This window comes from Mesorhizobium sp. B2-3-13, assembly GCF_006442195.1.
Lineage (GTDB): Bacteria > Pseudomonadota > Alphaproteobacteria > Rhizobiales > Rhizobiaceae > Mesorhizobium > Mesorhizobium salmacidum.
In genome coordinates, this window is sequence record NZ_VFVQ01000001.1 from 304,438 (window position 1) to 324,806 (window position 20,369).

Annotated in this window: 18 protein-coding genes; 17 read left to right on the forward strand and 1 reads right to left on the reverse strand. The window is 62.9% G+C overall.

The window, feature by feature from the left end:
- Positions 1–4: 4 nt before the first annotated feature.
- The 12 genes from nuoF (at position 5) to FJ941_RS01480 (ending at position 14,353) form a co-directional block, all read left to right on the forward strand.
- On the forward strand, positions 5–1,309 hold the full coding sequence (nuoF, locus tag FJ941_RS01425) for an NADH-quinone oxidoreductase subunit NuoF (RefSeq protein WP_015317342.1): 1,305 nt from the start codon (positions 5–7) through the stop codon (positions 1,307–1,309).
- A gap of 65 nt (positions 1,310–1,374) precedes the next feature.
- Positions 1,375–2,070: an NADH-ubiquinone dehydrogenase gene (locus FJ941_RS01430; RefSeq protein WP_140502564.1), complete on the forward strand. Its 696-nt coding sequence runs from the start codon at positions 1,375–1,377 to the stop codon at positions 2,068–2,070.
- 73 nt (positions 2,071–2,143) lie between these two features.
- Complete coding sequence (gene nuoG, locus FJ941_RS01435; protein ID WP_140502565.1) at positions 2,144–4,225, forward strand: NADH-quinone oxidoreductase subunit NuoG; 2,082 nt, start codon at positions 2,144–2,146, stop codon at positions 4,223–4,225.
- A gap of 2 nt (positions 4,226–4,227) precedes the next feature.
- Positions 4,228–5,271 carry an NADH-quinone oxidoreductase subunit NuoH gene (gene nuoH, locus FJ941_RS01440; RefSeq protein WP_023763315.1) on the forward strand — a complete coding sequence of 348 codons (1,044 nt, stop codon included), beginning with the start codon at positions 4,228–4,230 and terminating at the stop codon, positions 5,269–5,271.
- Positions 5,271–5,762, forward strand: a complete 492-nt coding sequence (gene nuoI / locus FJ941_RS01445; protein WP_027025978.1) for an NADH-quinone oxidoreductase subunit NuoI — start codon at positions 5,271–5,273, stop codon at positions 5,760–5,762. Before nuoH ends, nuoI begins: the two co-directional genes overlap by 1 nt.
- 124 nt (positions 5,763–5,886) lie before the next feature.
- Positions 5,887–6,507, forward strand: coding sequence for an NADH-quinone oxidoreductase subunit J (locus tag FJ941_RS01450; RefSeq protein WP_027145289.1), 621 nt, complete (start codon positions 5,887–5,889; stop codon positions 6,505–6,507).
- Between the two features lies 1 nt (position 6,508).
- On the forward strand, positions 6,509–6,817 hold the full coding sequence (gene nuoK, locus FJ941_RS01455; RefSeq protein ID WP_027145288.1) for an NADH-quinone oxidoreductase subunit NuoK: 309 nt from the start codon (positions 6,509–6,511) through the stop codon (positions 6,815–6,817).
- Between the two features lie 10 nt (positions 6,818–6,827).
- Entirely contained in the window at positions 6,828–8,801 is a 1,974-nt protein-coding gene (nuoL, locus tag FJ941_RS01460) for an NADH-quinone oxidoreductase subunit L (protein WP_140502567.1), read from the forward strand.
- On the forward strand, positions 8,801–10,306 hold the full coding sequence (locus tag FJ941_RS01465; RefSeq protein ID WP_140502568.1) for an NADH-quinone oxidoreductase subunit M: 1,506 nt from the start codon (positions 8,801–8,803) through the stop codon (positions 10,304–10,306). Before nuoL ends, FJ941_RS01465 begins: the two co-directional genes overlap by 1 nt.
- A gap of 19 nt (positions 10,307–10,325) precedes the next feature.
- A complete protein-coding gene (nuoN, locus tag FJ941_RS01470) occupies positions 10,326–11,762 on the forward strand; it encodes an NADH-quinone oxidoreductase subunit NuoN (protein ID WP_140502569.1) in 1,437 nt (478 codons plus the stop codon).
- Positions 11,763–11,766: 4 nt separating this feature from the next.
- Positions 11,767–12,588: a biotin--[acetyl-CoA-carboxylase] ligase gene (locus tag FJ941_RS01475; RefSeq protein ID WP_140502571.1), complete on the forward strand. Its 822-nt coding sequence runs from the start codon at positions 11,767–11,769 to the stop codon at positions 12,586–12,588.
- A 94-nt stretch (positions 12,589–12,682) separates the two neighbouring features.
- On the forward strand, positions 12,683–14,353 hold the full coding sequence (locus tag FJ941_RS01480; RefSeq protein WP_140502572.1) for a ribonuclease J: 1,671 nt from the start codon (positions 12,683–12,685) through the stop codon (positions 14,351–14,353).
- 15 nt (positions 14,354–14,368) lie between these two features.
- On the opposite strand, the gene FJ941_RS01485 is transcribed toward FJ941_RS01480, so the two are convergent.
- Positions 14,369–15,232: an MBL fold metallo-hydrolase gene (locus tag FJ941_RS01485; RefSeq protein WP_140502573.1), complete on the reverse strand. Its 864-nt coding sequence runs from the start codon at positions 15,230–15,232 to the stop codon at positions 14,369–14,371.
- Between the two features lie 125 nt (positions 15,233–15,357).
- Between FJ941_RS01485 and mce the strand changes: the two genes are divergently transcribed.
- The 5 genes from mce (at position 15,358) to FJ941_RS01510 (ending at position 19,999) form a co-directional block, all read left to right on the forward strand.
- Positions 15,358–15,762, forward strand: coding sequence for a methylmalonyl-CoA epimerase (gene mce / locus FJ941_RS01490; RefSeq protein WP_140502575.1), 405 nt, complete (start codon positions 15,358–15,360; stop codon positions 15,760–15,762).
- Positions 15,759–16,043 carry a DUF1467 family protein gene (locus FJ941_RS01495; RefSeq protein ID WP_140502576.1) on the forward strand — a complete coding sequence of 95 codons (285 nt, stop codon included), beginning with the start codon at positions 15,759–15,761 and terminating at the stop codon, positions 16,041–16,043. Before mce ends, FJ941_RS01495 begins: the two co-directional genes overlap by 4 nt.
- 664 nt (positions 16,044–16,707) lie before the next feature.
- Positions 16,708–18,036 carry a proline--tRNA ligase gene (gene proS, locus FJ941_RS01500; RefSeq protein ID WP_140502577.1) on the forward strand — a complete coding sequence of 443 codons (1,329 nt, stop codon included), beginning with the start codon at positions 16,708–16,710 and terminating at the stop codon, positions 18,034–18,036.
- The gene (locus FJ941_RS01505) at positions 18,033–19,319 is read left to right on the forward strand and encodes a lipoprotein-releasing ABC transporter permease subunit (protein ID WP_140502578.1); all 1,287 of its coding nucleotides are present in this window, start codon (positions 18,033–18,035) and stop codon (positions 19,317–19,319) included. The genes proS and FJ941_RS01505 overlap by 4 nt, the downstream gene beginning before the upstream one ends.
- Positions 19,319–19,999: an ABC transporter ATP-binding protein gene (locus tag FJ941_RS01510; RefSeq protein ID WP_027145277.1), complete on the forward strand. Its 681-nt coding sequence runs from the start codon at positions 19,319–19,321 to the stop codon at positions 19,997–19,999. Before FJ941_RS01505 ends, FJ941_RS01510 begins: the two co-directional genes overlap by 1 nt.
- Positions 20,000–20,369: the final 370 nt, after the last annotated feature.

Genomic DNA, 20,369 nt, shown 5'->3' on the forward strand with positions numbered 1-20,369 from the left:
AAAAATGCTTCAGGACAAAGACCGCATCTTCACCAATATCTACGGCCTCTTCGACAAGTCGCTGGCCGGTGCCATGGCGCGCGGCGCCTGGGACAACACGCCCGGCATCGTCGCCAAGGGGCGTGAGTGGATCGTCAACGAGATGAAGGCGTCGGGCTTGCGCGGACGCGGCGGCGCCGGCTTTCCGACCGGCCTGAAATGGTCGTTCATGCCCAAGCAGAGCGACGGCCGGCCGAGCTATCTCGTCATCAATGCCGACGAATCCGAGCCCGGCACCTGCAAGGACCGCGATATCCTGCGCAACGACCCGCACACGCTGGTCGAAGGCGCGTTCCTGGCCGGCTTCGCCATGGGCGCGATTGCCGCCTACATCTATGTACGCGGAGAATTCATCCGCGAGCGCGAGGCGCTGCAGCGGGCGATCGAGGAGGCCTACGAGGCCAAGCTGATCGGCAAGAACAATACGTCGGGCTATGATTTCGAAATCTATATGCATCACGGCGCCGGCGCCTATATCTGCGGCGAGGAAACGGCGCTGCTGGAAAGCCTCGAAGGCAAGAAGGGCCAGCCCCGGCTGAAGCCGCCATTCCCGGCCAATGTCGGCCTTTATGGTTGCCCGACGACGGTCAACAATGTCGAATCGATCGCGGTGGCGCCGACCATCCTGCGCCGCGGGGCTGCGTGGTTCTCGTCGTTCGGCCGGCCCAACAATGTCGGCACCAAGCTGTTCTGCGTCTCCGGCCATGTCAACAATCCGTGCACCGTCGAAGAAGCGATGTCGATCCCGTTCCGCGAACTGATCGAGACGCATTGCGGCGGCATCCGCGGCGGCTGGGACAATCTGCTCGCGGTCATTCCGGGCGGCGCCTCGGTGCCGCTGGTGCCGGCGGAGCAGATCATCGACACGCCGATGGATTTCGACGCGTTGCGCGATCTCAAATCCGGCCTCGGCACGGCGGCCGTCATCGTCATGGACAAGTCGACCGATGTCGTGAAGGCGATCGCGCGGCTTTCCTACTTCTACAAGCATGAAAGCTGCGGCCAGTGCACGCCGTGCCGCGAGGGTACCGGCTGGATGTGGCGGGTGATGGAGCGGCTGGTGCGCGGCGAGGCGCAGAAGCGTGAGATCGACATGCTGCTCGACGTCACCAAGCAGGTCGAGGGCCACACGATCTGCGCGCTGGGCGATGCGGCGGCATGGCCGATCCAGGGCCTGATGCGGCATTTCCGCGGCGAGGTGGAGCGGCGTATCGACGAATTTTCGCGCAACGCGCACCGGGCCGAACCGGTGATGGTGGCGGCGGAATAAAAAGAAACTTTTGAACTCGGGAAGAAAACGGGCGGGACGAACGAAGAATCGACCAGGAGAACTCTATGGCGCCGTATTCGACACCCTACCCATTGATGCCCAATTTGGACCAGATCGAGAAGATGAACCAAGACCTGACCAGGATGCTGCCGAAGGAGATGGCCAACGCCGTCAACCTTTTCGCGCACCCTGTGGCGGGTGCGGTGGCGATGTCGGCGCTTGGCATGGGGCTCGCCAATCATGCGTTCGGCGTCTGGATGGGCGCGCTTTCGGGAGCCGCCGAGGCGTCACAGCGCCTCATGCAGCCGCTGATCGAGGATTTCGAAGCACGCGTCGAGCAATTCGAGGACGCGAACTCGTCATCCACCAGGGCGCGGGCGACGGCGAAGACCGTGATTGCCGAGGCGCAGTCGTTCGCCCAGGAAGTCACCGATATCGCAGCCAGGGAAACCGCCATCATCGCGCCGACCGCAAGCGCCGCTCCGGCAACAAGCGAGGCCGCCGATGTGCTGCTGCCCGAGGATTTCCGTCAGCCCAAGGCCATGGCGAAGCCCGCGAAGCCGTCCGACCTCAAGGCGATATCGGGCATCGGTCCGAAGCTGGAAAAAGTGCTGAACGGTCTCGGTATCTGGACGTTCGCCCAGATCGCGGCATGGTCGCCGCAAGAGATCGCCTGGGTCGACGATTATCTGTCGTTCAACGGCCGTATCGGCCGCGACGGCTGGACTGCCCAGGCCGCGGCGCTGGCCGCCAAGAAGTAAACGGAATATCGGGCGCTGGTTCTGTCGCGCCCGGGAAATGAGATTGCGGGAAATCCGCAGGGGTTTGAGACAAATGGCAAAGCTCAAGGTCGACGGGAAAGAAATCACTGTACCCGACCATTACACGCTGCTGCAGGCGGCCGAGGACGCGGGCGCGGAAGTGCCGCGCTTCTGCTTCCACGAGCGGCTGTCGATCGCCGGCAATTGCCGCATGTGCCTGATCGAGGTGAAGGGCGGGCCGCCCAAGCCGCAGGCCTCCTGCGCCATGGGCGTGCGCGACCTGCGCCCCGGTCCGAACGGCGAGCCGCCGGAAATCTTCACCAACACGCCCATGGTCAAGAAGGCCCGGGAAGGCGTGATGGAATTCCTGCTGATCAACCACCCGCTGGATTGCCCGATCTGCGACCAGGGCGGCGAGTGCGACCTGCAGGACCAGGCGATGGCCTTCGGCGTCGATTCCTCGCGCTACCACGAGAACAAGCGCGCGGTGGAAGACAAGTATATCGGCCCGCTGGTCAAGACGGTGATGAACCGCTGCATCCACTGCACGCGTTGCGTCCGCTTCACCACCGAGGTAGCCGGCATTTCCGAACTTGGCCTGATCGGCCGTGGCGAGGATGCCGAGATCACTACCTATCTCGAGCAGGCAATGACCTCGGAACTGCAGGGCAATGTCATCGATCTCTGCCCGGTCGGCGCGCTGACCTCGAAGCCTTTCGCCTTCCAGGCGCGGCCGTGGGAGCTGACCAAGACCGAATCCATCGACGTCATGGATGCCGTCGGCTCGGCGATCCGCGTCGATAGCCGCGGGCGCGAAGTGATGCGCATCCTGCCGCGCGTCAACGAGGCCGTGAACGAGGAATGGATTTCCGACAAGACCCGCTTCATCTGGGACGGGCTGCGCACGCAGCGCCTCGACCGCCCCTATGTGCGCAAGGACGGCAAGCTGGTTCCGGCGAGCTGGGCCGAAGCGTTCGTATCGATCAAGGACGCGGTTTCGAAGACGACGCCTGAGAAGACCGGCGCGATCGCGGGCGATCTCGCGGCGGTCGAGGAAATCTTTGCGCTGAAGCTTTTGATGGCTTCGCTCGGTTCGAAGAACATCGATTGCCGTCAGGATGGCGCCGCGCTCGATCCGGCGCTCGGACGCGCCAGTTATATCTTCAACCCGACCATCGAAGGCATCGAGCAGGCGGACGCGGTGCTGATCATCGGCGCCAATCCGCGCTTCGAGGCTTCGGTGCTCAATGCCCGCATCCGCAAGCGCTGGCGCCTCGGCAATCTGCCGGTCGGCGTCATCGGCGAAGTCGGCGACACGCGCTATGGCTACGAACAGCTGGGTGCCGGGCCGGATTCGCTGAAGGATCTGGCGGATGGCAACGGCAAGTTCTTCCAGACGCTGAAGAAGGCGACACACCCGCTGATCATCGTCGGCCAGGGCGCCCTGGCGCGCGCCGATGGCGCGGCCGTGCTCGGCCAGGCGGCCAGGCTCGCCGCTGCCGTCAATGCTGCCCGCGCCGACTGGAACGGCTTCGCCGTGCTGCACACTGCAGCCGCTCGCGTCGGCGGCCTCGACCTCGGCTTCGTACCGGGCGAGGGCGGCAAGGCCGTTGCCGGCATGCTGGGTGAGACGGACGTGCTGTTCCTGCTCGGTGCCGACGAGATAGACATGAGCAAGACCGGCGGCGCCTTCGTCGTCTATGTCGGCACGCATGGCGACGCCGGCGCACACCGCGCCAATGTCATCCTGCCGGCGGCGGCCTATACCGAAAAGTCGGCCACCTATGTCAACACGGAAGGGCGCGTGCAGCAGACCAACCGCGCCGGCTTCGCACCGGGGGATGCGCGCGAGGACTGGGCGATCCTCAGGGCACTGTCCGACGTGCTGGGCAAGAAACTACCGTTCGATTCGCTGCCGCAACTGCGTGCCAAGCTTTATGGCGAATACCCGCATCTCGCCCGCATCGACCAGGTCGCGGCTGGTAATGCCGAGGACATCGCCAGGGTCGCGAAGCTAGGCGGACGGCTGAACAAGGGCACCTTCACCTCGCCGGTCAAGGATTTCTATCTGACCAATCCGATCGCGCGGGCATCGGCCGTGATGGCGGAATGCTCGGCACTGGCCAAGAGCGGCTTCAAGCAGGCGGCGGAATAAGCATGGACACCTTCTTCTCCTTCTACGTGCTGCCGGCGCTGCTGATCCTGCTGAAGTCAGTCGTGCTGATCGTCGTGCTGCTGATTTTCGTCGCCTACATCCTCTACGCCGACCGCAAGATCTGGGCGGCCGTGCAGCTTCGCCGTGGCCCGAACGTCGTCGGCCCCTGGGGCACGCTGCAGGCCTTCGCCGATTTGTTGAAGTTCGTCTTCAAGGAACCGGTCATCCCGTCAGGCGCCAATAAGGGCGTCTTCCTGCTGGCGCCGCTGGTCTCGGCCGTGCTGGCGATCTCGGCCTGGGCGGTCATTCCGGTCAGCCAGGGTTGGGCGATCGCCAACGTCAATGTCGGCATCCTTTATGTCTTCGCCATCTCGTCGCTCGAGGTCTATGGCGTAATCATGGGCGGCTGGGCGTCCAACTCGAAATATCCGTTCCTCGGTGCGCTGCGGTCGGCGGCCCAGATGGTGTCCTATGAAGTCTCGATCGGCTTCGTCATCGTCACCGTGCTGCTCACCGCCGGCTCGCTCAATCTCAGCGATATCGTGCTGTCGCAGCAGGGTGGGCTCGGTACGCGGCTTGGCCTGCCCAACACGTTCCTCGACTGGAACTGGCTGGCGCTGTTCCCGATGTTCATCATCTTCTTCATCTCGGCGCTGGCCGAGACGAACCGTCCGCCCTTCGATCTGGTCGAAGCCGAATCGGAGCTGGTCGCCGGCCACATGGTCGAATATTCGTCGACGCCGTTCCTGCTGTTCTTCCTCGGCGAATATGTCGCCATCGTGCTGATGTGCGCGCTGGCCACCATCCTGTTCCTCGGCGGCTGGCTGCCGCCCTTCGACTTCGCGCCTTTCACCTGGGTGCCCGGCGTGATCTGGTTCGTGCTGAAGGTTTGCTTCGTCTTCTTCGGCATCTCGATGGTGAAGGCCTTCGTGCCGCGCTACCGCTACGACCAGCTGATGCGGCTGGGCTGGAAAGTGTTCCTGCCGATCTCGCTGTTCATGGTCGTCGCCACGGCGGCCTTCCTCAAGATCACGGGGTTTGCGTGATGTCCGCTTTGTCTCAAGCCGCAAAATCGCTGCTGCTGCAGGATTTCGTCAGCGCCTTCTTCCTGTCGATGCGCCAGTTCTTCGCGCCGAAGGAGACGATCAACTATCCGCACGAAAAGGGGCCGATCAGCCCGCGCTTCCGGGGCGAGCATGCGCTGCGCCGCTATCCCAACGGCGAGGAACGCTGCATCGCCTGCAAGCTGTGCGAGGCGATCTGCCCGGCGCAGGCGATCACCATCGAGGCCGGCCCGCGCCGCAATGACGGCACGCGCCGCACGGTGCGTTACGACATCGACATGGTGAAGTGCATTTATTGCGGCTTCTGCCAGGAAGCCTGCCCGGTCGATGCCATCGTCGAGGGGCCGAATTTCGAATTCGCGACGGAGACGCGCGAGGAACTCTACTACGACAAGGACAGGCTGCTGGCGAATGGCGACCGGTGGGAGCGCGAACTGGCGCGCAACATCTCGCTGGATGCGCCGTATCGCTGACATTTGACGCATGGACGGGGCGAGGGGCCTCGTCTAAGGACAAGCAACTTGCCAGCCGGAGGCGGCGGCAGAAAATCGGATAGGCGCAAGCGTCGTGTCCGGACAGGAACCCGGGGGATCCCCAATGCTGAGTGGACTAGAGGCGGCCTTTTTCTACCTCTTCGCCTTTGTCGCGGTGGCGTCGGCGTTCATGGTCATTTCGTCGCGCAACCCCGTGCATTCGGTGCTGTTCCTGATCCTGACCTTCTTCAACGCGGCCGGCCTGTTCATGCTGACCGGCGCCGAGTTCCTGGCGATGATCCTGCTTGTCGTCTATGTCGGCGCCGTCATGGTGCTGTTCCTGTTCGTCGTTATGATGCTCGATGTCGACTTCGCCGAGATGAAGGAAGGAGCCCTGCAATACGCGCCGATCGGTGCGATGGTCGGGCTGATCCTGGCGGCGGAGCTGATCGTCGTGCTGGGCGGCTACACCTTCGCGCCGAAGCTCGCCTCGACGGTCGCAAAGCCCATTCCGGATCTCGCCGCGCGCTCGAACACGGCAGCGCTCGGCGACATCCTCTATACCGACTACCTCTACTACTTCCAGATTTCGGGCCTCATCCTGCTGGTCGCCATGATCGGCGCCATCGTCCTGACGTTACGCCACAAGGAAGGAGTCAAGCGGCAGTCGATCGCAGCCCAGGTCGGCCGCACGCCGGCGACCGGCATGGAAATCCGCAAGGTCAAGTCGGGCGAAGGAGTCTGAGATGGTCGTCGGCATCGCACATTATCTGGCCGTATCGGCGATCCTGTTCACGCTCGGCGTGTTCGGCATCTTCCTCAACCGCCGCAACATCATCGTCATCCTGATGTCGATCGAATTGATCCTGCTCGCCGTCAATATCAACTTCGTCGCCTTTTCGGCGGCGCTCGGCGATCTGGTCGGCCAGGTGTTCGCGCTGTTCGTGCTGACGGTCGCGGCGGCTGAGGCCGCAATCGGACTTGCCATTCTCGTCGTCTTCTTCCGCAACCGTGGCTCGATCGCGGTCGAAGACGTGAACGCCATGAAGGGTTGACGGAACCACCATGTATCAGGCCATCGTCTTCCTTCCACTGCTCGGCTTCCTGATCGTCGGCCTGTTCGGCACGTCGCTCGGTGCCAAGGCATCCGAATACATCACCTCCGGCTTCCTGGTGATCGCGGCCGTGCTGTCATGGGTCGCCTTCTTCAGCGTCGGTTTCGGCCATGGCGAGGTGTTCACCGTGCCGGTGCTGCACTGGATCCAGTCCGGCGGCCTGGACGTCTCCTGGGCGCTGCGGATCGACACGCTGACAGTGGTGATGCTGGTGGTGGTCAACACCGTGTCGGCGCTGGTTCACATCTATTCGATCGGCTACATGCACCACGATCCGAACCGGCCGCGCTTCTTCGCCTATCTGTCGCTGTTCACCTTCGCCATGCTGATGCTGGTGACGGCCGACAACCTCGTGCAGATGTTCTTCGGTTGGGAAGGGGTGGGCCTCGCGTCCTACCTGCTGATCGGCTTCTGGTACAAGAAGCCGTCGGCCAATGCCGCCGCCATCAAGGCCTTCGTCGTCAACCGCGTCGGCGATTTCGGCTTCGCGCTCGGCATTTTCGGCCTGTTCGTGCTGTTTGGCTCGGTCAATCTCGGCACGATCTTCGCCAATGCGGCGACGTTCATTCCTGCTGAAGGCGCGCCGCAGGGTGCCGCCGTGCTCACCTTCCTCGGCCATGCGCTGGACAAGCAGGCGGCGATGACCGTCGTCTGCCTGCTGCTGTTCATGGGCGCCATGGGCAAGTCGGCGCAGGTGCCGCTGCACACCTGGCTGCCGGACGCCATGGAAGGCCCGACGCCGGTGTCGGCGCTCATCCATGCCGCCACTATGGTGACCGCCGGCGTGTTCATGCTGGCGCGGCTGTCGCCGCTGTTCGAATTGTCGCATTCGGCGCTGACGGTGGTGACCTTCATCGGTGCCTTCACCGCCTTCTTCGCGGCGACCGTCGGCCTGGTCCAGAACGACATCAAGCGCGTCATCGCCTATTCGACCTGCTCGCAGCTCGGCTACATGTTCGTGGCGCTCGGCGTCGGCGCCTATGGCGCGGCGATCTTCCACCTGTTCACGCACGCCTTCTTCAAGGCGCTGCTGTTCCTTGGCTCGGGCTCGGTCATCCATGCCGTCTCCGACGAGCAGGACATGCGCAAGATGGGCGGCTTGAGGAAGCTGATCCCGACCACCTACTGGATGATGGTGATCGGCACTCTGGCGCTGACGGGCGTCGGCATTCCGGTGACCGTTATCGGTACCGCCGGCTTCTTCTCCAAGGACGCCATCATCGAGACGGCCTTTGCCGGGCACAATTCGGTCGCGGGGCTGGCCTTCGTGGCCCTGGTCATCGCCGCCGGCTTCACCTCCTTCTACTCCTGGCGGCTGATCTTCATGACCTTCCATGGCGAGCCGCGGGCGAGCCACGAGGTGATGCATCACGTCCATGAATCACCGCCGGTGATGCTGGTGCCGCTGTTCATCCTGGCGGCCGGCGCTTTGTTTGCCGGCATCATCTTCCACGGCGCCTTCATCGGCGAGGGCTATGCCGAATTCTGGAAGGCGTCGCTGTTCACGCTGGCGGACAACCACATCCTGCACGAGATCCACGAACTGCCGCTGTGGGTCGAGCTCTCGCCCTTCATCGCCATGCTGATAGGGCTCGCGGTGGCCTGGCAGTTCTACATCCGGTCCCCGGAAATGCCGAGGAATCTCGCTGCCCAGCATCGCGGACTCTACGCCTTCCTGCTCAACAAGTGGTATTTCGACGAGCTTTACGACTTCCTGTTCGTGCGGCCGGCCAAGCGTCTCGGTTCCTTCCTGTGGAAGACCGGTGACGGGACCATCATCGATGGGCTCGGGCCGGACGGCATTTCGGCGCGCGTCGTCGATGTCACCAACCGCGTCGTCAAGCTGCAGACCGGCTATCTCTATCACTATGCCTTCGCCATGCTGATCGGCGTTGCCGCACTCGTCACCTGGATGATGCTCTGATGACCGCCTGGCCAATCCTCTCGCTGGTCACCTTCCTGCCGCTGGTTGGTGTGCTGCTGATCCTGTTCATCAACGATGACAGCGAAAACGCGCGCCGCAACATCCGCGCCATTGCGTTCATAACCACGGCATTCACCTTCCTGGTGTCGCTGTTGATCTGGACCGGCTTCGACAATTCGCAGGCCGGCTTCCAGTACGTCGAAAAGGTCGCCTGGCTCGACTCCGGCATTTCCTACCATTTGGGCGTCGACGGCATTTCCATGCTGTTCGTCATCCTGACAACCTTCCTGATGCCGCTCTGCATCCTGGCGTCGTGGGAAGCGATCGAGAAGCGCGTCAAGGCCTACATGATTGCCTTCCTGCTTCTGGAAACGCTGATGATCGGCGTGTTCTGCGCTTTGGACATCGTGCTGTTCTACGTCTTCTTCGAAGCCGGCCTGATCCCGATGTTCATCATCATCGGCGTGTGGGGCGGCAAGCGGCGCGTCTACGCCTCGTTCAAATTCTTCCTCTATACGCTGGCCGGCTCGGTGCTGATGCTGCTCGCCATCATGGCGATGTTCTTCCAGTCCGGCACCACCGACATCCCGACGCTTTTGACGCACAACTTCCCGGCCAACATGCAGACCTGGTTGTGGCTCGCCTTCTTCGCCTCCTTCGCGGTGAAGATGCCGATGTGGCCGGTACATACCTGGCTGCCCGACGCGCATGTCGAGGCGCCGACGGCAGGCTCGGTCATCCTGGCCGCCATCCTCTTGAAAATGGGCGGGTACGGCTTCCTGCGCTTCTCCCTGCCGATGTTCCCGCTGGCGTCCGAGATGTTCGCGCCGTTGGTGTTCACGCTGTCGGTCGTCGCCATCATCTACACCTCGCTGGTGGCGCTGATGCAGGAGGACATGAAGAAGCTGATCGCCTATTCCTCGGTCGCCCATATGGGCTTCGTCACCATGGGCATCTTCGCCATGAACCAGGAAGGCGTGCAGGGCGCGATCTTCCAGATGCTCAGCCACGGCCTGGTCTCGGGCGCGCTGTTCCTGTGCGTCGGCGTCATCTATGACCGCATGCATACCCGCGAGATCGCCGCCTATGGCGGCCTCGTCAACAACATGCCGAAATACGCCACCGTGTTCATGATCTTCACCATGGCCAATGTCGGCCTGCCTGGCACGTCAGGCTTCGTCGGCGAGTTCCTGACCATGCTCGGCGTGTTCCGCGTCAACACCTGGGTGGCGTTCTTCGCCGCCACCGGCGTCATCCTGTCGGCCGCCTACGCGCTTTGGCTCTATCGTCGGGTGATCTTCGGCGCACTAACCAAGGACAGCCTGAAGGGACTGCTCGATCTGTCGACCCGCGAGAAGGCGATCATCTATCCGCTGGTCGTGCTGGTAATCTTCTTCGGCGTCTATCCCGCACCCGTCTTCGACGCGACGGCCCAGTCGGTCAAGTCGCTCGTCACCAATGTCACCGCATCCATCGGCGCCGCGCAGACCGCGGCGGCGAACTGACCCAGGGGTTTTGCGAACCATGACGCCGGACCTTCTCTCCAGCCTGTCGCTCTCGACGCCCGAACTGATCCTTGCCATCGGCGCGCTCGCGCTGCTGATGGTCGGGGCCTATTCGCGTTCCAACACCGCCAATACGGTGACCGGCCTTGCCGTCGCCGTGCTGGTGATCGCAGGCGCCTGGCTGATCTTCCACGCCGGGCAGGGCACCGCCTATGGCAATGCCTTCATCCAGGATTCCTTCGCCCGCTTCATGAAGGTGCTCGCGCTGGTCGGTTCGGCGGTGACGCTCATCATGTCGATGCGCTTTGCCAAGGCGGAGCGTTTCGACAAGTTCGAATATCCGGTGCTGATCCTGCTTTGCACGCTCGGCATGATGCTGATGATCTCGGCCAACGGCATGATCGGGCTCTATCTCGGCCTCGAACTGCAGTCGCTGGCGATCTACGTGCTGGCGGCGATCAACCGCGACAATCTGCGTTCGACCGAGGCAGGCCTGAAATATTTCGTCCTCGGCGCGCTGTCCTCGGGCATGCTGCTCTATGGTATCAGCCTGGTCTATGGTTACACCGGCAACACCGGTTTCCAGGAGATCGCCACCGCACTTGGCGGCGGCGAGCGCCAGCTTGGCCTCGTCGTCGGCCTCGTCTTCGTGCTGGCCGGGCTTGCCTTCAAGATCTCGGCGGTGCCGTTCCACATGTGGACGCCAGACGTCTATGAAGGTGCGCCGACGCCGGTGACGGCCTTCCTGGCGGCAGCGCCGAAAATGGCGGCGATGGCGCTGATCGTGCGCGTCACCATGGGCGCGTTCAAGCCGATCGCTTCCGACTGGCAGCAGATCATCGTCTTCATCTCGATCGCCTCGATGGCGCTTGGCGCTTTCGCCGCCATCGGCCAGACCAACATCAAGCGGCTGATGGCCTATTCCTCGATCGGCCATATGGGCTACGCGCTGGTCGGCCTCGCCGCCAACAGCCAGGCCGGTGTGCGCGGCGTCGCCATCTATATGCTGATCTACCTGGTGATGACGTTGGGCACCTTCGCCTTCATCCTCGCCATGCGGCGCAAGGAAGGCAATGTCGAGCAGATCAGCGATCTCGCCGGCCTGTCGTCGACCAACCCTGTGATGGCGACGATCCTGACGGTCCTGATGTTCTCGCTGGCCGGCATTCCGCCGCTCGCCGGCTTCTGGGGGAAGTGGTACGTCTTCCTCGCAGCCATCAACGCCAATCTCTACGCGCTGGCGATCATCGGCGTGCTGGCCTCGGTGGTGGGCGCCTACTATTATCTGCGCATCATCAAGATCATGTGGTTCGATGAGCCGGTCGGCGGCTTCGTGCCGATGGCCAGCGAATTGCGTGTCGTGCTCGGCGTCAGTGGCGCGTTCGTGCTGTTCTATGTGCTGATCGGCGGGCCGATCGGCACCTATGCCGAAGCCGCCGCCAAGACATTTTTCTGACGGGATGGCATTTCGGCTGGCTCCAACCTCGGCGTCGGAAGGGTTCCGGCTCGAAGCGCATGACAGTGTGGGCTCCACCAACGCGCTGGCGCTGGACCATGCCCGGGCGGGCGGCCCGGGCAAGCTCTGGGTCGTTTCCAAAAAACAGGAAAGCGGGCGCGGCCGGCGTGGCCGTGCCTGGGCAACGCCGGAAGGCAATCTGGCGGCGACGCTGCTTGTCATCACCGCCGGCGAGCTTCGCCTGGCCGCGACGCTCGGCTTTGTCGCCGGGCTGGCGCTGGCGGACGCGCTCGACGCGGTGGTGCCGAAGAGCCGCATCGCGATAGGTCTCGACGGTGCGAGCCAGGGACGGAACCGCTTCGAGCTGAAATGGCCAAACGACGTGCTCGCCTCCGGGGCCAAGCTCGCCGGCATCCTCTTGGAGTCGGCGATGCTTGATGGTGGCCGTTTCGCGGTGGCGGTAGGCATCGGTGTCAACGTGGTGGCGCACCCGCAGGATTTGCCGTATCCCGCGACATCGCTTCACGCGTTGGGTGCGGCTTGCGATGCCGAAACGCTGTTTCTGGCGCTGTCGGATGCCTGGAGCGAGAATGCCCGCCTTTGGGACGAAGGGCGTGGCCTTGCCGCCATCAGGAAGCGTTGGCTGGCCCGCGCAGCTGGCCTTGGCGGCGAGGTTGCTGTCAGAATTGACGGTAATGTGGTGCGCGGCGTCTTCGAGACCATTGACGAGGACTGCCGTTTCGTGATCCGCGACGATGAAGGGTCTGTTCTGACGATCGCCGCCGGCGATGTGCATTTCGGCGCGGTCGCGTCCGCGCGGGTATAGTTTTGTTCTTGAGCAATTCCGGGCTGAAAACGGTTAGACACTTTTGCTGGAATTGCTTTAACGGCTTGGCCTGAGGGCCAGGAAGGGAAAAATCATGGCGAAAGCGGACAACGCCGAACTCGTCTTCGTGCCGCTTGGCGGCGTCGGCGAGATCGGCATGAACTTCGCCCTCTACGGCTACGGTCCGCCGAGCGCGCGCGAGTGGATCGTGATCGATGTCGGCGTCACCTTTCCCGACGCGGCGCATCCGGGCGTCGACCTGATCCTGCCCGACACGCGCTTTATCGAGGAGAACCTCGCCAATTTGCGCGGCATCATCATCACCCACGCGCATGAGGACCACTACGGTGCGCTGCTCGACACCTGGCCGAAGCTGAAGGCGCCGGTCTGGATGACGCCATTCAGCGCCGGGCTGCTGGAAGCCAAGCGGCAGGGCGAGCAGGGCGCACCGAAGATCCCGCTGTCGATCTACCGGGCCGGCGAAAAGTTCACCGTCGGTCCCTTCGAGATCGAAGCCATTCCGGTGGCGCATTCCATCCCCGAGCCGATGTCGCTGGCGATCACCTCGCCGGCCGGCACCGTCATCCATACCGGCGACTGGAAGATCGATTCGGAACCGACGATCGGACCCAAGACCGATGAGGCGCGTTTCCGCGCCTATGGCGACAAGGGCGTGCTGGCGCTGATCTGCGATTCGACCAACGCGCTGCGCGAAGGCGATTCACCCTCGGAAGTGGCCGTGGGCGAGGGCCTGAAAGGTGTCATCCAGGCCGCCAAGGGCCGCGTCGCCGTCACCACTTTTTCCTCCAATGTCGGACGTATCGTCTCGATCGCCCGGGCGGCGCGCGATGCCGGCCGCCAGTGCCTGGTGCTCGGCCGCTCGCTGAAGCGCGTCATCGATGTCGCTGACGAGCTTGGCTACATGGACGGTCTGCCGGAGTTCATCGCCGAGGAGGATTTCGGTTTCATCCCGCGCGAGAACCTGGTCATCATCTGCACCGGCAGCCAGGGCGAGCCGCTGGCGGCGCTGGCGAAACTGTCGCGCGATGAGATGAAATCGGTGTCGCTGACGGCGGGCGACACGGTGGTGTTTTCTTCGCGCACCATTCCCGGTAACGAAAAGGCGATCCTCGAAATCAAGAACCGCCTGATCGATCTCGGCATCAAGATCATCGAGGACGGCGATGCGCTGGTGCATGTCTCCGGCCATCCCCGGCGCAGCGAACTGCGCAAGATGTATGAATGGGTGCGCCCGCAGATAGGCGTTCCCGTACACGGCGAGGCGGCGCATCTGGTGGCGCAGGGTTCGCTGATGTCGATGTCGGGCATCGGCCAGGTGGCGCAGGTGCGCGATGGCGACATGCTGCGGCTGGCGCCGGGTCCCGCGACCATCATCGACCAGGTGCCGTTCGGCCGCGTCTACAAGGACGGCAATCTGATCGGTACCGACCAGGCGATGGGTATTCGCGACCGGCGCAAATTGTCCTTTGCCGGTCATGTCGCGGTCAATGTCGTTCTCGACGATAAGTATGAACTGGCCGGCGATCCCGATCTGGTCGCAATTGGCGTCGCCGAGGCCGATGCCCGTGGCGAGACGCTCGAGGATCTGATGATCGATGCGGCCGTCGGCGCGGTCGATTCGATCCCCCGTCAGCGCCGCAAGGACCTCGACCTGGTGCAGGAGGCGGTGCGGCGCGCGGTACGCGGCGCGGCGAACGAAGCCTGGGGCAAGAAACCGTTGGTGACTGTTTTCGTCACCCGTTGAGAGGGGCAGGGCTGGTCAGACGTTCAACTGATAGCTGACCGGAATCCAGCGAAAGGACCCGCCTATCTGCCCGACATAGCCCAGGCCCGGAAACGGCATGTGATGACCTGCGACGAGCAGGCGCCGTTCCGAAGCCATCCTCAGCAGCCGCTTGCGGGTCTCGATTGCCCTTTCCTTGTCGTCGTCGAAATCGGCATGCCACTCTGGATGCTGGATGGACACGACATAGTGCAGGAAAGCGTCCGACCAGATTAGCAATTGCTGCCCGCCGCTTTCGACAAGGAAGGCCAAAAGCCCGGGAGAGTGACCGGCTGCATCGATGGCAGTGATGCCCGGCACCACTTCGTCTCCAGGCGCTATGAATGTCGCGCGATCGGCCAGTCCGGTGCAAATCCGCCTGAAGAGATCACGGTTGGCCAACCTGGCCGCGCGCACAGCATTTCCTTCGGTCCAGAAGGCGAATTCCGCCGCGCCGAATACATAGCGCGCCCGGCTGAAAACCGGTTCGCCGTTCCGGACAAGCCCGCCAATGTGGTCCGGATGCCCGTGCGTGATGACCACGACATCGATGTCATCGGGGCCGAGCCCAAGGGCTTGCAGACAGCCCAGGAGTGAACTGTCTTCATCTCCGCAGCCAGTGTCGAACAGGATCTTTTCGGAACCGGTGTCGACCAGCGTCGGGACGAAGCAATGTTCGTAGCGATCCGGGTCGATGAAATTCGAGACCGCGAGTTCGTGCACGGCCGCCGGCGGCTGTCCGGCCGCGAAGGCCGATGCAAGCTTGTCTCTGATATCAACGGCGTCGAGCAAAGCGGCAACTTTGAACGACCCGAGATCGAAGGTGAACACGCGGGCGCGGGCAGGGCTGATTCCGGACATTGCCGTTTGTACTTCGCTGATGTCGTTTGCAACAGGTGCGACAGTGCGCTCCTCGTGAAAGGCTGTCGGTCTCGGTTGATTTGACGTATGACGCCAACCTTGGACCTGGGAGAAAAAAGCTCGCCATGCTCGGACGACTGAACCATGTCGCGCTTGCGGTGCCGGATTTGACTGCCGCCATTGCCGCTTACCGCAACACACTCGGCGCCGAAGTGACCGAGCCGCAGGCTTTGCCGGAGCATGGCGTCGCCGTGGTGTTCGTCAATGTCGGCAACACCAAGATCGAATTGCTGGAGCCGCTCGGCGAGAACTCGCCGATCGCGGCATTCCTGGCGAAGAACCCATCGGGCGGCATGCATCATCTCTGCTACGAGGTCGACGATATCCTGGCCGCGCGCGACCAGCTCAAGGCTGCCGGCGCCCGCGTGCTTGGCGACGGCAATCCCAAGTCAGGTGCGCATGGCAAGCCGGTGTTGTTCCTGCATCCGAAGGATTTCTTCGGTACGCTGATCGAACTGGAGCAATCATGAGCTGGGTCTCGTTCACCGCCCTGTTTTTCGCGACTTGGTGGGTGGTGCTGTTTGCCGTTCTGCCGTTCAGCGTCAAGACGCAGGATGACGATCATGACGTGACGCTGGGCACGGTTGCGAGCGCGCCGCGCGGGCCGCATATGTTGCGTGCCGTGATCCGCACCACCATCGCGACGGCGATCCTGATGGGCATTTTCTACGGTTTGACGCACGGGCTGGGGTATAGCCTCAACGACATCCCGCACATCGTGCCGGATTTCGGCCAGACCCCAGCGAAATAGAGCGCCCGGTAAGGCTGCTCCCCAAAGGTGCTCCAACGAGATCGGAGCGCTGCGGATGATATTGAGATGCCGCCCCGCCTGCCGGCCACCGGCTGCTGACGCAAGGTCATGTAGCCTGGCAATTCGCGGCGCTAACCAGATGATTGCCCAAAAAAAATGCAAGGCACAAGGCCTTGCAATTAAACGCGTCCGATCTGTTTCCGGTGTCCGGCGGCAGCGAATGACCGCGCCTAGATCGCATCCTCCCAAGACTTTGACCGCGTAGGAAGGCAGATTTGTTTCTGCCCTCTCGGTTATCGGGGCACATTAGCCTAACGGAAATGAAAATGTCACGAAGAATTTTGCCTTGAAACGGGCATTCTCGTGCTGCACTGCACAATAGTGCGGCAGGCTTTGCTTTTGAAACGGACAGCCAGGGTTGATAGAGCCTTTGCGGCATGTTCGCGATTGACGCGCGCAAAGAATTGGTGGGCAGATCCGAAGAGGATCGGTGCGTTCCATTGTCGGCGCGGACTGATCCGAAGCGCGGGATTCCGGGACGGAAGGGGCTGATGTGGTGGGATGGCCGGGTTTCCATTCGGTCATGAAATCGCTATGAAGCCGGGGCAAGCAAGCCTGCGCTCCGCCGATTCTGGCGTGGCCATTCTCATTCACGGACCAGTCCATGCGTTTGTCGCGCTATTTCCTGCCTATCCTTAAAGAAAATCCGCGCGAGGCCGAAATCGTCTCGCATCGGCTGATGCTGCGCGCCGGCATGATCCGACAGCAGGGGCAGGGCAGTTTTTCCTGGCTGCCGCTGGGCAAGCGGGTGCTGGACAAGGTCTGCAAGATCATCCGCGAGGAGCAAAACCGCGCCGGCGCGCTGGAGATCCTGATGCCGACCATCCAGTCGGCCGATCTGTGGCGCGAGAGCGGCCGTTACAACGACTACGGCAAGGAGATGCTGCGCATCAAGGACCGTCAGGACCGCGACATGCTCTACGGACCGACCAACGAGGAAATGGTCACCGAGATTTTTCGCGCCTACGTCAAGTCCTACAAGGACCTGCCGCTCAACCTCTACCACATCCAGTGGAAGTTCCGTGACGAGGTGCGGCCGCGCTTCGGCGTGATGCGTTCGCGCGAATTCCTGATGAAGGACGCCTATTCCTTCGATCTCGACTTCGAGGGCGCGCGGGCCGCCTATAACAGGATGTTCGTGTCCTATCTCCGGACCTTCACCCGCATGGGCCTGCAGGCAATCCCGATGCGGGCCGACACCGGACCGATCGGCGGCGATCTCAGCCATGAGTTCATCATCCTGGCCGATACAGGCGAGAGCCAGGTTTTCTGCCATCGCGATTATCTGTCGCTTGCCGTGCCTGGCGCGAACACCGACTTCGCCAATGACGGCGAGATATCGGACATCGTCAAGACGTGGACGACGCCTTACGCCGCCACCGACGAGATGCATGACGAGGCGGCCTGGGAGAAGGTCCCGACAAGTGACCGGGTCTCGGCGCGCGGCATCGAGGTCGGCCATATCTTCCACTTCGGCGAGAAATACTCCAAGCCGATGGGCGCCAAGGTGACCGGCCCCGACGGCAAGGATCATTTCGCCTCCGGCGGCTCCTACGGCATCGGCCCGTCGCGGCTGGTCGCGGCGATCATCGAGGCCAGCCACGACGAGAACGGCATTATCTGGCCGGAAGCGGTGGCGCCGTTCGATATCGGCCTGATCAACATGAAGGCGGGCGACGCCGACTGCGACCGCGTCTGCGACGAGCTCAACGCTGCCTTCACGGCCGCCGGCAAGGACCTGCTCTACGACGATACGGACCAGCGGCCGGGCGGCAAATTCGCCACCGCGGACCTGATCGGCCTGCCCTGGCAAGTGATTGTCGGGCCGCGCGGCGTGGCCGCCGGCGAGGTCGAGATCAAGAATCGCAAGAGCGGCGAGCGCGTGACGCTGCCGATCGCCGACGCGGCAAAACGCTTCGGTGCCGCCGCATGAGCGAGGCGGCGGCAGCGAGATCGGCGGGCGCCGGCCCGTTCTCAATCTTCGAACGCACGGTTGCGTGGCGCTATTTGCGCTCGCGGCGCAAGGAGACGGTGATCTCGGTGATCGCCTCGATCTCCTTTCTCGGCATCATGCTGGGCGTCGCCACGCTGATCGTGGTCATGGCCGTGATGAACGGGTTCCGCGCCGAGCTTTTGACGCGCATACTCGGCGTCAACGGCCATCTGATCGTGCAGCCGCTCGATTCGCCACTCGAGGACTATGCCCAGGTCGCCAGCCGCATCAACGGCGTGTCCGGCGTCAAATACGCTATTCCGCTGATCGATGGCCAGGTGCTGGCGCAAGGCAATGTCGGCGGCGGCACCGGCGCGCTGGTGCGCGGTATCAGGGGTGAAGACCTCGGCAAGATCGCCATCGTGGCCAGCAACATCAAGCAAGGCACGCTCGCCGATTTCGATACCGGCGAGGGCGTCGCCATCGGCAAGCGCATGGCCGAGAATCTCGGCTTGGCGCTCGGCGATACCATCACCTTGATCTCGCCGGACGGGGATGTGACGCCGCTCGGCACCACACCGCGCATGAAGGGCTACAAGATCGCCGCGATCTTCGAAGTCGGCATGTCGGAGTACGACAGCTCCATCGTCTACATGCCGTTCTCCGAAGCGCAGCTCTATTTCAACATGGACGGCCGGGCGCAGACGATCGAGATCTATGTCGACAATCCCGATGAGGTCGATGCGCTGAAACCGAAGGTGGAAGAGGCGGCGCAACGCCCCATCGACCTCGTCGACTGGCGCCAGCGCAACGAGACCTTCTTTTCCGCCCTTCAGGTCGAGCGCAACGTGATGTTCATGATCCTGACGCTGATCGTGCTGGTGGCGGCGCTCAACATCATTTCCGGACTGATCATGCTAGTGAAGGACAAGGGGCATGACATCGCCATCCTGCGCACCATGGGCGCCTCGCGCAGCGCTATCCTGCGCATCTTCCTGATGACGGGAGCGGCGATCGGCGTGACGGGCACGCTCGCCGGCGTGCTGCTCGGCGTCCTGATCTGCACCAACATCGAATCGATCCGCCAGTTCTTCTCCTGGATGACCGGCAAGGTGCTGTTCAATCCGGAGCTGTATTTCCTCAGCCAGTTGCCGGCCAAGATGGATCCGCGCGAGACGACCTACGTCATCATCATGGCGCTGGCGTTGTCCTTCCTGGCAACGGTGTTTCCAGCCTGGCGGGCGGCCCGCCTCGATCCGGTCGAAGCGTTGAGGTATGAGTAGTGGCCGAGGTCATTATCGAGCTGAAGAGCGTCGAGCGGCACTATGTCCAGGGGCCGCGCAAGCTCACCATCCTGAACGGCGCCGACTTCTCGCTGCGGCGCGGCGAAATGGTGGCGTTGGTGGCGCCGTCGGGCACCGGCAAGTCGACGCTGCTGCATACGGCGGGCCTGCTGGAGCGTCCCGACGCCGGAGACGTGATCTTGTCCGGCCGCGCCTGCGGCCGGTTGTCCGACGACGAGCGCACCTCGATCCGCCGCAATGATGTCGGCTTCGTCTATCAGTTCCATCATTTGCTGCCGGAGTTTTCGGCGCTGGAAAACATCATGATGCCGCAGCTCATCAAGGGGCTGCCGCGCAAGGAAGCGGGCGAGCGCGCCGCGCAACTGCTCGACTACATGCAGATCGGCAAGCGGGCGTCGCACCGGCCATCCGAGCTGTCCGGCGGCGAGCAGCAGCGTGTCGCCATTGCGCGAGCTGTCGCCAATGCGCCGCTGGTGCTGCTCGCCGACGAGCCGACCGGCAACCTGGACCCGGTCACCGCCTCCTATGTGTTCGAGGCGCTGGAGGCGCTGGTGCGGCAATCGGGTCTCGCCGCGCTGATCGCCACCCACAATCACGAACTGGCATCGCGCATGGACCGGCGCGTCACGCTCTCCGACGGCAAGGTGGTGCCGCTTTAGTCTGTGCGTCAGGTGTTGCCGGCCTGACCTGAAACTCAACACCTGCGTGTTTCGCGAGTGCCCGACGCCCGCCATTTCCCCTGCCTGTTGATAGGCGGCGGGCTGTCAACCTTTTCTTAACTCTGCCGATCTGATCGCCCAGAGATTTTGGATGCGGTCGGATTCTGTTCGTTGACAATGGAACAAAATTAGAACAAATTAGAAACATATCCACAACAGGAGAGAGTTATGACCGATTTGGTTCAGGATGTCATCTCACTGGTTTGCATGAGTGCGTTTCTTGTTTCCATGGCGATCTGGATCGGAGCCATGTGAGTTGGCGGCATCCGCCATCGCTATTTCCCGATTGCCGTAAGCCGCTCCGCCGTTA